Genomic DNA, 12,316 nt, shown 5'->3' with positions numbered 1-12,316 from the left:
TCAGGCTGCGCTTTCGGGCGCCAGGGGCACGCGACCCCTGGCGGTCAGCAGATGCGCACCCCAGGGCTCGATCACGGCAGCGCAAAGAGGGCGGCCATAGCCTGCCCCGCCGTCCATGTTCAGCCGGTTGCCGTAATGGGTGGCCGTGTCCAGCGCAGTATGGCCATGCACGACAAGCGGGCCGAAATCCGTGTCGCTGCCCAGAAAGCCCTTTCGGATCCAGACAAGATCCTGTTCGACCTGATCCAGCAAGCCGACGCCCGGCCTGATTCCGGCATGAACGACCAGGGCCAGCGGATGCAGGTGCCACAAGGGCAGGCTTGCCAGAAAGCGCGCATGATCGGCAGGCACGGCGCGCTGCGCCTCGCGCATCAGATCCGCGCGATCCAGGCCCGGATCGACCCCGTAGGATGCCAGCGTTTCGGCCGCGCCAAGACCGGGGTGGTCAATCCAGTGCTGGCCTGAACTCAGCCCCGGATCGACCCAGTCCGGCCGTTCCAGAAAGGCCGGCAGGAAACGGTCATGATTGCCGCGCACCACGATCCAGGGGCGCCCTGCATCACGGCCCCGTATCAGATGTTCCACCACACCACGCGAATCAGGGCCCCGGTCGATCAGGTCGCCAACATGCGCGATGACGGCGTTGCGCCCCGCTTCGGTCTGGATGCGGTCATGGGCCTCCAGCAGTTTGTCCAGATGCCCGTGGATGTCGCCGATGGCGTAAAGCCGCATGTCGCCCCCCAAAGCCTGTGCCGCGCCCCTTGATGACGAGGCGCGGTGCCGAGGTCAAATCTCGAACTGCAACCGGCGGGCCTGCTGGAACTTGCCGGTATTTTCCAGCGCGGCCAGCGCCTCGTCGTTGATAGGCTCATCCAGATAGAGAATCGCGATCGCATCCCCGCCGCTGGCCGCCCGGCCAAGCGTGAAATTCGCAATGTTCACGCCCAGATTGCCCAGGATCGAGCCCAGCGCACCGATCACGCCGGGCACGTCCCTGTTGCGGGTATAAAGCATGTGGCGTCCGACCTCGGCATCGACATTGATGCCGCGGATCTGGATGAAGCGCGGCTTGCCGTCGCTGAACACCGTCCCCGCGATAGAGCGCTCTCGCGTTTCGGTGACGCAGGTGACCTTGATGTAACCCTCGAAGACGCCCGCCTTGTCCTGCGTGGTGGTCGAGACCTGCACGCCGCGTTCCTTCGCCATGACCGGGGCCGAGACCATGTTCACGTCCGGGTTCGTGGCCTTCATCACGCCCGCGATCACGGCAGCATTCAGCGCATTCAGGTTCATCTCCGAGGCGATACCGTCATAGAGCACGTTGATCGCCTTGATCGGCTCATCGGTCATCTGCCCGACAAAAGCGCCCAGATGCCCGGCCAGCTTGATCCAGGGGCCCATGATCGCGGCCTCCTCGGCCGTGACCGAGGGCATGTTCAGCGCGTTCTGCACCGCGCCGGTCAGCAGATAATCGGACATCTGCTCGGCGACCTGCAAGGCGACGTTTTCCTGCGCCTCGGTTGTCGAGGCGCCCAGATGGGGCGTGACCACCACGTTGGGCAGGTTGAACAGCGGGCTTTCGGTCGCGGGCTCGACCGCAAAGACGTCAAAGGCCGCTCCGGCGACACGGCCCTCTTTCAGCGCCTCGGCCAGCGCCTCCTCATCGACCAGACCCCCACGGGCACAGTTGATGACCCGCACGCCAGGTTTCATCCTGGCGATGGCCTCGCGCGACAGGATGTTTTTGGTCTTTTCGGTCAAGGGCACGTGGAGTGTGATGAAATCGGACCTGGACAGCAGCTCGTCCAGCTCGACCTTGGTCACACCGATTTCCCTGGCGCGCTCTTCCGAAAGAAAGGGATCGTAGGCCAGAACCTTCATGTGCAACCCAAGCGCCCGGTCAATCACGATCGAACCGATATTGCCCGCCCCGATCACGCCAAGCGTCTTGTTGAACAGCTCGACCCCCATGAAACGGTTCTTCTCCCATTTCCCGGCATGGGTAGAGGCGTTGGCCTCAGGCAGTTGACGCGCCACCGCGAACATCAGGGCGATGGCGTGCTCGGCGGTGGTGACGCTGTTGCCAAAGGGCGTGTTCATCACGATGACGCCTTTCTTGCTGGCAGCGGGGATGTCCACGTTGTCCACCCCGATCCCGGCGCGGCCGATCACCTTCAGCTTGCTCGCGCGCTCCAGCAGCTTCTCCGTCACCTTGGTCGCCGAGCGAATCGCCAGCCCGTCATACTGCCCGATCACCTCGGCCAGCTTCTCCTTGTCCTTGCCCAGGTCGGGCAGGTAATCCACCTCGACGCCGCGATCGCGAAAGATCTGGACGGCAGTTTCCGACAGCTTGTCAGAGACGAGAACCTTCGGCATGTCATTCATCCTTGTCTGGGAACGTCCGGGCCTGGCCACGCTGACGTCCGGCTTCTTCGTTGGAAAAATACCCTGCGGGGGGTGCGGGGGGCGCAAAGCCCCCCGGCACCTGACGGATCACTGTGCGGCCAGTTCGGCGCGATAGGCCCACTCGATCCACGGCATCAGCGCGGCCACATCGGCGGTCTCGACCGTGGATCCGCACCAGATCCGCAGACCGGCCGGCGCGTCGCGATAGGCGCCAGCATCCAGCGCGACGCCTTCCTTTTCCAGCCGCCTGGCCACTGCCTTTGCAAAGGCGGCGCCGTCCTTGATGGCGGGATCCGTGAACTTCAGGCAGACACTGGTCGTCGAGGCCGTCGCCGGATCTTCGGCCAGATCGGCGATCCAGTCCCTGCCCGCGATGAAGTCGCGCACGGCGGCGGCATTGGCATCGGCCCGCGCGATCAGAGCCGGCAGCCCGCCGATCGACTGCGCCCATTTCAGCGCGACCAGGTAATCCTCGACCGCCAGCATCGAGGGCGTGTTGATCGTCTCACCCTTGAAGATGCCCTCGATCAGCTTTCCTCCCTTGGTCAGGCGGAAGATCTTGGGCAGCGGCCAGGCAGGGGTATAGGTCTCAAGACGCTCGACGGCGCGCGGCGACAGGATCAGCACGCCATGCGCGCCCTCTCCGCCCAGCACCTTCTGCCAGGAGAAGGTCACGACATCCAGCTTGTCCCAGGGCAGGTCCATGGCGAAGGCCGCGCTGGTCGCGTCGCAGATGGTCAGGCCCGCGCGATCGGCAGGGATTGCGTCGCCATTCGGCACCCGGACACCGCTCGTGGTGCCGTTCCAGGTGAAAACCACATCCTTGTCGAAATCGACCTGCGTGAAATCGACGATCTTGCCATAATCGGCCTTGCGCACCGTGGCATCCAGCTTCAGCTGCTTCACGACATCGGTAACCCAGCCCTCGCCGAAGCTCTCCCAGGCCAGCATTTCGACACCGCGCGCGCCCAGCAGGCTCCACATCGCCATTTCGACCGCGCCCGTGTCAGAGCCGGGAACGATGCCGATGCGGTAATCGGCCGGAACGCACAGGACCTCGCGGGTCAGGTCGATGGCCTCGGCCAGCTTGGCCTTGCCGATGGCTGCGCGATGCGAGCGGCCCAGAGGCGCGTCCGACAGCATGTCCAGCGAATAACGGGGAATCTTGGCACAGGGGCCCGAGGAGAAACGCGGATTTTCCGGCCGCGCAGCCGGGATCGCATGATCGGTCATGTGACTAGCCTTCCAGCTAAAAGCCCCTCGTTGGGGAGGGGTGTCCCGCTGCGGGGCATACGCTTCCCCTGAAAAGACTGCAAGTGCCATTGGTGCGGGCCGTGCCGGTCCGCGCGTGACGGTGCAGAACGACGGTGCAGAACGATGCCGGAACCTGCGGGCAACCGTGGCACAAATCTGACACAGCGTGTTCCGTTCACGTTCCTGCGCGGGAAAACGAAAACCCCGGCGCGCAGGCGGGCGCAACCGAAGCTGACGAAAAGCCCTTGGCTGGATTGGGTTGATAATAATGTCAACATTCACCGGGAGGTCTCCGCAAGGGCGCTGTTGACCGCCGTTCTGGACTGCGACCCGCGAGACCGCGTTCCTTTGATGGAGCGGTTTATCGAGGCTCTGCGACCCGGCCAGCCGATCACCGCCTTTGACGGCGTAATGGCCGAGGCGGCGTTCTGGGCCGACATGGCCTCGACCGCCGAGCGCAAAGCCTATGCGCTTGCCTGCTTCAACCGGCTCTCTGTGGCGGATCGCGCGGCCTTCCTGAACTACGTGCAACGGGGGACAGACGCATGAACGCATTTGCCAACCTTGGGGCGCAGGACGCGCAACACCGTGCGGAAACAGGCTTCAACCGCGCCTCTGCTATTGTCGGGCGCGCTGGCGATCTGGCGGCGGCGTTCCGCCCGCTGGATCGCGTCAAGCCTTCGCTCAATGCCGTTACCTGGTGAAGGGCTGGCTAGATCGCGGCGCGTTCAGCGTGGTCATTGGTGAAAGCAACGCCACCAAGATCTTCTTTGCAAGGGATCTTGCTTTGCAATGGACCTTGCGTTCCATGTCGCGGCAGGGGCCGACTGGCACGGGCACCGCGTCCCTGACGGGGAAAAGAAACTTGGCCCCGTTCTCTACATCGCGGCAGAGGGCGGCAGCGGCATCTTCAACCGCGAGGAAGCCATGCGGCGGGAAAGCCCGGCGCTTGTGCAGCGGATCAAGGGGAGCGGCGACCTTGTCCTGGTGTGCGTGCCTCTGCACCTCGAACGCTGCGGAAAGCGTTGTTCGCGGTGCGGGCATCAAGGGGACTACCCTGCATGGACGCCGTCACGGCTTTGCCACGGCGATGCTGCACGCCGGATGGGACACCAGGAGCCTGGCCGAAATGGGCGGTGGGAAAGACGCGGGTATCGTCCTCGGACACGACCCCCACGCAATCAAGGATCGCATGATCGCCGACGCCATCTTTGCCGCAAAACTCGTCGCAAGGCCGATCGGACGAGACGCCGATACGATTCAGTCCAAAAGAAAGATGGCGTGAACATGACCCTTCGATGAGAAAGGGTGTCCCGCCGCCGCAGATAACCCCCGCTCTGGCGCAAGAAAAGACTTTGCCCTAGACCCGTCTGGCCGACGCCGCCCGTGCTGACAAAGGATGCCGCGCATGTTCACCGTTTCGCTGATCGCATCGCCCCGCGCCGCCAATCTCGATGCGGACCTGCCCGCGGGCCTTGCCGCGCGATGGGGCGGAGACGCGCCGCGCTGGCTGGCCCAGGGAATCGCGGCCGAATTCGACCTGGCCCGGGCACCCGAGGACAGCCAGCAGGTCTGGCAGGATCTCCAGTCCATCGGCATCGACATGGCGATCCAGCACAAGGCGGGCCGACGCAAGCGCATTCTGATCGCAGATATGGATTCGACCGTGATCGAGCAGGAATGTATCGACGAACTGGCAGATCTGGCGGGGGTGGGACCGCGGGTCGCCGACATCACCGCCCGTGCGATGAATGGCGAGCTGAACTTCCACGAAGCGCTGATCGAACGCGTCGCGCTGCTGGCGGGCCTGCCCGAATCCACCATCGCCGAGGTGCTGGCCACGCGCATCACGCTGGCCCCCGGCGGTGCGGCCCTGGTCGCCACGATGCGCGCCAACGGGGCCTATGCGGCGCTGGTCTCGGGCGGCTTCACCGCCTTCACCGGATCGGTTGCCCGGCAACTCGGCTTCGACGAACACCGCGCCAACACGCTTCTGGCCGAAGAGGGCGTGCTGACCGGTCACGTCGCCCTGCCTGTTCTGGGCCGCGAAGCCAAGGTCGAGGCCTTGACCGAGATCGCTGCACGGCTGGGCACCACCCCCGAAGACGCGATCGCGGTCGGGGACGGCGCCAACGACCTGGGCATGATCCAGCTGGCCGGGGTGGGCGTGGCGCTTCACGCCAAGCCCACCGTCGCCGCGCAGGCACCGATTCGCATCAATCACGGCGACCTGACCGCGCTTCTCTACCTTCAGGGCTACCGCGCCGACGAATTTGTCATTCCCTGACGGCCACAGCGCACGGGACCAGCCCTTTGCCTTGGTCCAGATGTCCCGCGAGGGTGTGGGGCGCGAAGCCCCACGGTGCCCCCTTCTTTGAAAGGCGACCATGCCCGAAATCACGATCGACCTGATTCTCCTGCTGCTGGGTGCGGCCTTCGCGGCAGGCTTTGTCGATGCCATCGCAGGCGGCGGGGGGCTGATCACCCTGCCGGTCCTGATGCTGGCCGGTATTCCGCCTGCGCAGGCCCTGGCCACGAACAAGGTGCAGGGCGCCTTTGGCGCGGCGACGGCAGCGATCAGCTATGCGGCAAAGGGGCTGGTCGATCTGCGGGCCCAGTGGGGGCTGGCTCTGATCGCGGGACTGGCGGGCGCGGCGGGGGCGGTGCTGATCAGCAGCGTGCCGACCGACGGGCTGCGGCTGGTCCTGCCGGTCGTGCTGATCGGCATCGCGGCCTTCTTCGCGCTGAAGCCCGGCCTGAATGATCTGGACCGCGTCCGCCGGATGGCGCCATGGGCATTCGCCGCGTTCGCGGTGCCGCTGGTGGGATTCTATGACGGGCTGATCGGACCGGGGGCGGGGTCGTTCTACATGATCGCCTTCGTGACGCTGGCCGGCTACGGCGTTCTGAAGGCCACGGCGCATACCAAGCTGCTGAACTTCGCCTCGAATATCGGCGGGCTGATCGCCTTCGCGGCCGTCGGCCAGCCCCTGTGGCTGATCGGTCTGATGATGGGCGCGGCGCAGATCCTGGGCGCGGTGCTGGGCGCGCGGGCGGCATCGCGGGTGGGCGCGCGGCTGATCAAGCCGCTCTTGGTCGTCACCTCGACTGCGCTGGCCCTGCGGCTGATCTGGCAGATGATCTGAACCCGGCTTCCGGCGCCGCCTCTGCCAAGGGGCGCCGGATCCTGAGGCGGGACGGGACAGTCAGGGCGCGGGGGGCGCCCGGCGCATATCAGAGCATCAAAGCGCAACGATTTCATGACGCAGCTCCACCATCAGCCAGGAAAACCCGGCGCGCAGCGCAGATCGCCCGTGGCGATGCCGCGCCAGTTTCGCACCGGCTGCGGCAGGAAGCGCGCGATCACCGGATCATCGGCGGCCAGCGCGCCGACATGCCGCAAAAGCGCCGTGATCGCGGCCTCGCTGGCCCGCGTCGCCCCGTCCGTGATCTTCAGCGCGATGCCCAGACCTTGCGCGGGCAGGATGGCGACGAACACGGCCTCGGCGCCGGTCTTCAGCGCCGCGGCGCCGCCGCAGGCGCGCATCAGCGTGGTGCAGGCCCGGCCCTCGCCTGCGACCATCTCGGGGTGCGCGCGCATCGCATCGACCAGCCGCCGCATCGCCTGGCCGCGACGATCGGTGCCGGGCGTGGCGAAGGCCGCCATCGCGCGGCCCAGCCCCTCGAGCGAACAGGCCCAGTTCGGGGCCGAGCAGCCGTCGATTCCGTATCCCGGGCTGGTCTGGCCCGTGACCTCTTCAAAGGCGGTGCGGACGGCCTGCTGGACCGGGTGATCGACCTTCTCGTAATCCGGCCCGCCCCTGAGATGCCGGTTCAGGGTCAGGAAACCCGTATGCTTGCCCGAGCAGTTGTTGTGGCACTGGCAGGGGGGCTCGTCTGCGCAGATCAGGCGGCGGTTCTCGTCGCGGTCCTGCGGCATGTGGCTGCCGCAGCGCAGGTCGTCATCGCCAAGGCCAAGCCCGGCCAGCCAGTCCTGCACGGCCTTCACATGGATGCGTGCGCCCGAATGGCTGGCACAGGCCAGGGCAAGCTGGCGGTCGCTCAGCCCCGCTGCATCGGCCGCGCCGCTTTCGATCAGCGGCAGCGCCTGGATCATCTTGCAGGAAGAGCGCGGAAAGATGGTGGTGCCGGGGTTTCCCCAGGCCTCGATGACGCCTCGTCGGTCGCAGATGACGGCGTGTCCGGTGTGGTGGCTCTCGCGCAGATTGCCGCGCCAGAGTTCGATCAGGGTTGCTGCATTCATGGTCATCCTCGGACCGGACCTGCGGTCTGATCGCTGTTCGATCTGGCCGGGTGACAATCGCGCGATCATGCAAGGCCGGGCTTTCTTGGCGGTCGAATTTCGCTATCCTGAAGCCAGATGGTTGAAATGACCATGGCAATAAGGGAAAACGCCGGGCGAAACGGCGAAAGTGAATGGCAGGAGGCCAGAGCATGTTGACCACCACGCTGCGCGGACTGGGCGCCAGCCTTGTCCTGATCGCCGGGCTCGGGACGGCCATGGCGCAGGAATCCACGAATGTCGTCGCCACCGAAGGCGACTGGACGGTGTTTGCGGCGGACAACCCGCGGGAATGCTGGGCGGTTTCGCCGCCGCGTTCGACCATCAACACCCGCAACGGGCAACCCGCCGAGGTGACGCGTGGCGATATCCGGTTATATATTGCCTATCGCCCCGGCCAGAACGGCGAAGTCTCGTTCACCGGCGGCTATCCGTTCGCCCCGGATTCGACGGTTGAAGTCGATGTGGGCGGGCGCAAGTTCAACCTGTTCACCGAGGGTGACAGCGCCTGGACCGGCAGCCCCTCGGATGACGAGGCGTTGATCGCCGCGTTGCGCGCAGGATCCACCGCGGTCGTGACCGGTCGCTCGGCCCGTGGCACGACGACGAAGGACACGTTCAGCCTGACCGGCGTGACGGCGGCAACGAATACGGCGCGGTCGCGCTGTCAGTGAGGTCGGGCAGGGGCGCTGCCCCGCCCCCCTGGCGGGGACTCCCCCCGGGATATTTCGGGCCGAGGCAAAGCGGCGGGCTGGTTGATTTCCGGCTCGCTTTTGCTTAGATAGCGGCCTTTCGCGCCTTTCCCCTTGACCCGGAGCCGGTGGTGCCATGACCGATCAGACCCCCTCTGCGCCGATCACGCAGGATGTGCTGACCATTCCGCGCAAGCTGCCCCAGACCGGCCGCACCAATATCGTTGGCCTGACGCGCCCGCAATTGCACGAGGCGCTGATCGCCGCCGGCACGCCCGAGCGGCAGGCCCGGATGCGGGTCGGCCAGGTCTGGCAATGGGTCTATCATTGGGGTGTGCGCGATTTCGCAGCCATGACCAATCTGGCCAAGGACTATCGTGCTCTTCTGGCCGAACATTTCGAGATCGTTCTGCCCGAGCTGGTCACCCGGCAGATCAGCCGGGACGGCACGCGCAAATATCTGGTTCGGATCGCCGGCGGACACGAGGTCGAGGTCGTCTATATCCCCGAAGAGGGGCGCGGCACCTTGTGCATCAGCAGTCAGGTGGGCTGCACCCTGACCTGTTCCTTCTGTCATACCGGCACGCAGAAGTTGGTCCGCAACCTGACACCGGCCGAGATCGTGGGCCAGGTGATGCTGGCGCGCGACGATCTGGGCGAATGGCCCGTCCAGGGCGCGCCCAAGGACGAGACGCGGCTGGTCAGCAATATCGTGCTGATGGGCATGGGCGAGCCGCTCTACAATTTCGAGAATGTCCGCGACGCGATGAAGGTCGTCATGGATGGCGAGGGGCTGTCGCTGTCGCGCCGCCGCATCACCCTGTCCACCAGCGGCGTGGTTCCCGAGATCGCCCGCACCGCGCAGGAGATCGGCTGCCTGCTGGCCGTCAGCTTCCATGCGACCACCGACGAGGTGCGCGACCGGCTGGTGCCGATCAACAGGCGCTGGAATATCGCCACCCTGCTGGAGGCGCTGCGTGATTATCCCCGGCTGAGCAACAGCGAGCGGATCACCTTTGAATATGTGATGCTGGACGGGGTGAACGACTCGGACGCCGATGCCCGCCGCCTGGTCAAGCTGATCCAGGGCATTCCCGCCAAGATCAACCTGATTCCCTTCAATGAATGGCCGGGGGCCCCCTACAGGCGATCCTCGCCCGAGCGGATCCGCGCCTTTGCCGACATCATCTACAAGGCAGGCTATGCCAGCCCGATCCGCACGCCGCGCGGCGAGGATATCATGGCCGCCTGCGGGCAGCTGAAATCCGCGACCGAGCGGGGCCGCAAGACCCGCGCCCAGATCGAGGCCGAGGCCTCCTAGCCCTGCGGAGGGGGGAAGGCGTCGATGATCGCGACGGCTTCCTCGGCCGTTTCCACGTAGCGGATCAGGTCCAGGTCTTCCTCGCTGATCGTGCCGGCGCGGGCCAAGGCGCGCCAGTTGATGATCTCTTCCCAGAAGTCTTCGCCGAACAGCAGGACCGGAATGCGCGCCATGCGCCGCGTCTGGATCAGGGTCAGCGTCTCGAACAATTCGTCCAGCGTGCCGAAGCCGCCCGGAAAGACCGTGATCGCGCGGGCGCGCATCAGGAAATGCATCTTGCGGATCGCGAAATAGTGGAAGTTGAACGACAGGTTCGGCGTCACATGCCGGTTGGGGGCCTGTTCATGCGGCAGCACGATGCCGAGGCCGATGGACTGGCCGCCTACCTCTTCGGCACCCAGATTGCCCGCCTCCATCACGCCGGGGCCGCCGCCGGTGCAGATCACGAATTCGCGCCCGCCCGTCGTCAGGCTGCGTTCGGTCATCTGCCGGGCGAAGATGCGGGCCTGTTCGTAATATTTCGACAGGGCCGCCAGTTCGGGCGTGCGTGCCTGGGCCTGGCGTTCCGGCGAGGGGACGCGGGCGCCGCCGAACATCACCACCGTCGAGACGATGCCGCGTTCGTCCAGGATCATCTGCGGCTTCAGCAGTTCCAGTTGCAGGCGGACGGGACGCAATTCCTCGCGCAGAAGAAATTCGGTGTCGGCAAAGGCCAGCCGGTAAGAGGGCGCGCGCGTCTGCGGCGTATCGGGCGAATGGCGCGCGGCTTCGATATCCTCGCCGCTGTGGCGGAACGGGGTCTTGCGGCTGTCATCATGCATTGTTCTGCCTCGTGCTGATCCATCCAGCAGTAACGCGCGCGCGCGCCCGAGGCAAACCGTTGCCGTTCCGCAGCGGTTGGCAGACATGGTCCGGCGTCGCGAACTTCAGGCGGCGCCCGGCGGATCGGCGTCAAGGCCCGGTCTTGCCCCGCCATTGCCTCGGCGGGACAAGCCCGTTAATCCCGGTTGCGACAACCGACCGGGGGACCGCAGATGAACAACGCCGCACTGGAAGCCGCCATCGAAGCCGCCTGGGAGGCGCGCGACAGCATCACCTCTGCCACCAGGGGCGAGGCCCGCGACGCCGTCGAGGCCACCCTGACCGCGCTGGATAACGGCACGCTGCGCGTGGCCGAGCGCCATGAGACGGGCGAATGGCATGTGAATCAGTGGGCCAAGAAGGCCGTGCTGCTGTCCTTCCGCCTGAACGACATGGAAGAGATGTCGGGCGGGCCGCAGGGCGGCAAGTGGTGGGACAAGGTGCCCTCGAAATTCCACGGCTGGACCGAAGCCGACTGGCGGCAGGCCGGGTTCCGCGCCGTGCCGGGCGCGATCGTGCGCCGCTCGGCCTATATCGCCAGGGGCGCGGTGCTGATGCCGTCCTTCGTGAACCTGGGCGCCCATGTGGGCGAGGGGACGATGGTGGACACCTGGGCCACGGTCGGTTCCTGCGCGCAGATCGGCCGCAACGTGCATCTGTCGGGCGGCGTGGGCATCGGCGGCGTGCTGGAGCCGCTGCAGGCCGGGCCGACCATCATCGAGGATGATTGCTTCATCGGCGCCCGGTCCGAGGTGGTCGAGGGCTGCATCATCCGCGAGGGCTCGGTTCTGGGCATGGGCGTCTATATCGGTCAATCCACCAGGATCGTGGACCGCGAGACCGGCGCGGTCATGTATGGCGAGGTTCCCGCCGGGTCGGTGGTCGTTTCGGGTTCGATGCCCTCGAAGAACGGCGTGAACCTTTATTGCGCGGTGATCGTCAAGCGTGTCGATGCAAAGACGCGCTCCAAGACCTCGGTCAACGAGCTTTTGCGCGACGGATGACGACGCTATACGTCGATGCGGATGCCTGCCCGGTCAAGGCCGAGGCCGAACGGGTGGCCGTCCGCATGGGCGTCGAGATGGTGCTGGTCTGCAATGGCGGGCTGCGGATGCCCACGCATCCGCTGGTGCGCCTGCAGATCGTCTCCGAGGGCCCCGATGCGGCCGATACCTGGATCGCCCAGAATTGCGGGCTGGGCGATGTGGTGGTCACGGGCGATCTGCCTCTGGCGGATCGCTGCATCAAGGCGGGCGCCCGGGTCGTCACCCATGCTGGCGAAGAACTGAGCGACGCGAATATCGGTCCCCGCCTTGCCGCCCGAGACCTGATGGCCGATCTCCGGGCGGCGAACCCGTTTCATCCGGGCAGTGGCGGCACCTTCGGCAAGGCCGAGAGGGCGCGCTTTCTGTCCACGCTGGATCGTGTTCTGGGCGCAGCACGTCGGGCGGGGTGAACCTTTCCTGTGGAGCCGCGTTC

Annotated in this window: 14 protein-coding genes; 9 read left to right on the top strand and 5 right to left on the bottom strand. The window is 66.0% G+C overall.

Translation table 11 applies throughout. From position 1 onward, the window contains the following. The 3 genes from KY389_RS05685 to KY389_RS05675 all read right to left on the bottom strand — a co-directional run bounded on the left by KY389_RS05685 (position 1) and on the right by KY389_RS05675 (position 3,639). Positions 1-732 (bottom strand): metallophosphoesterase, encoded by a 732-nt coding sequence (locus KY389_RS05685; protein ID WP_219829887.1) that lies wholly within the window; start codon positions 730-732, stop codon positions 1-3. Between the two features lie 54 nt (positions 733-786). After that, positions 787-2,376 (bottom strand): phosphoglycerate dehydrogenase, encoded by a 1,590-nt coding sequence (serA, locus tag KY389_RS05680; RefSeq protein WP_219829885.1) that lies wholly within the window; start codon positions 2,374-2,376, stop codon positions 787-789. A gap of 117 nt (positions 2,377-2,493) precedes the next feature. Then, positions 2,494-3,639, bottom strand: coding sequence for a phosphoserine transaminase (locus KY389_RS05675; RefSeq protein WP_219829884.1), 1,146 nt, complete (start codon positions 3,637-3,639; stop codon positions 2,494-2,496). A gap of 144 nt (positions 3,640-3,783) precedes the next feature. Here KY389_RS05675 and KY389_RS05670 point away from each other — a divergent pair, with 144 nt between their 5' ends. The 5 genes from KY389_RS05670 to KY389_RS05650 all read left to right on the top strand — a co-directional run bounded on the left by KY389_RS05670 (position 3,784) and on the right by KY389_RS05650 (position 6,806). Continuing rightward, complete coding sequence (locus KY389_RS05670; RefSeq protein ID WP_219829941.1) at positions 3,784-4,209, top strand: hypothetical protein; 426 nt, start codon at positions 3,784-3,786, stop codon at positions 4,207-4,209. Continuing rightward, complete coding sequence (locus KY389_RS05665; protein ID WP_219829882.1) at positions 4,206-4,364, top strand: hypothetical protein; 159 nt, start codon at positions 4,206-4,208, stop codon at positions 4,362-4,364. Before KY389_RS05670 ends, KY389_RS05665 begins: the two co-directional genes overlap by 4 nt. After that, entirely contained in the window at positions 4,361-4,945 is a 585-nt protein-coding gene (locus tag KY389_RS05660; protein WP_219829881.1) for a site-specific integrase, read from the top strand. Before KY389_RS05665 ends, KY389_RS05660 begins: the two co-directional genes overlap by 4 nt. 123 nt (positions 4,946-5,068) lie before the next feature. Continuing rightward, positions 5,069-5,947: a phosphoserine phosphatase SerB gene (gene serB, locus KY389_RS05655; RefSeq protein ID WP_219829880.1), complete on the top strand. Its 879-nt coding sequence runs from the start codon at positions 5,069-5,071 to the stop codon at positions 5,945-5,947. 100 nt (positions 5,948-6,047) lie between these two features. Continuing rightward, positions 6,048-6,806, top strand: a complete 759-nt coding sequence (locus KY389_RS05650) for a TSUP family transporter (protein WP_219829879.1) — start codon at positions 6,048-6,050, stop codon at positions 6,804-6,806. A gap of 131 nt (positions 6,807-6,937) precedes the next feature. Here the strand turns inward: KY389_RS05650 and KY389_RS05645 are convergent, their stop codons facing one another. After that, positions 6,938-7,924 carry an asparaginase gene (locus KY389_RS05645; protein WP_425517146.1) on the bottom strand — a complete coding sequence of 329 codons (987 nt, stop codon included), beginning with the start codon at positions 7,922-7,924 and terminating at the stop codon, positions 6,938-6,940. A 191-nt stretch (positions 7,925-8,115) separates the two neighbouring features. On the opposite strand from KY389_RS05645, the gene KY389_RS05640 reads away from it, so the two are divergent. Continuing rightward, on the top strand, positions 8,116-8,637 hold the full coding sequence (locus KY389_RS05640) for an invasion associated locus B family protein (RefSeq protein WP_219829877.1): 522 nt from the start codon (positions 8,116-8,118) through the stop codon (positions 8,635-8,637). Between the two features lie 154 nt (positions 8,638-8,791). Beyond that, positions 8,792-9,976, top strand: coding sequence for a dual-specificity RNA methyltransferase RlmN (rlmN, locus tag KY389_RS05635; protein WP_219829876.1), 1,185 nt, complete (start codon positions 8,792-8,794; stop codon positions 9,974-9,976). Here rlmN and KY389_RS05630 read toward each other — a convergent pair. Beyond that, positions 9,973-10,797 (bottom strand): LOG family protein, encoded by an 825-nt coding sequence (locus KY389_RS05630; protein WP_219829875.1) that lies wholly within the window; start codon positions 10,795-10,797, stop codon positions 9,973-9,975. The genes rlmN and KY389_RS05630 overlap by 4 nt on opposite strands. Positions 10,798-11,010: 213 nt before the next feature. Here KY389_RS05630 and dapD point away from each other — a divergent pair, with 213 nt between their 5' ends. Next, positions 11,011-11,841 carry a 2,3,4,5-tetrahydropyridine-2,6-dicarboxylate N-succinyltransferase gene (gene dapD / locus KY389_RS05625; protein ID WP_219829874.1) on the top strand — a complete coding sequence of 277 codons (831 nt, stop codon included), beginning with the start codon at positions 11,011-11,013 and terminating at the stop codon, positions 11,839-11,841. Continuing rightward, complete coding sequence (locus KY389_RS05620; protein ID WP_219829873.1) at positions 11,838-12,293, top strand: YaiI/YqxD family protein; 456 nt, start codon at positions 11,838-11,840, stop codon at positions 12,291-12,293. Before dapD ends, KY389_RS05620 begins: the two co-directional genes overlap by 4 nt. Positions 12,294-12,316 lie beyond the last annotated feature (23 nt).

Source organism: Paracoccus bogoriensis, assembly GCF_019431455.1.
GTDB lineage: Bacteria > Pseudomonadota > Alphaproteobacteria > Rhodobacterales > Rhodobacteraceae > Paracoccus > Paracoccus bogoriensis.
This window is presented reverse-complemented; position numbering and strand designations above follow the sequence as displayed.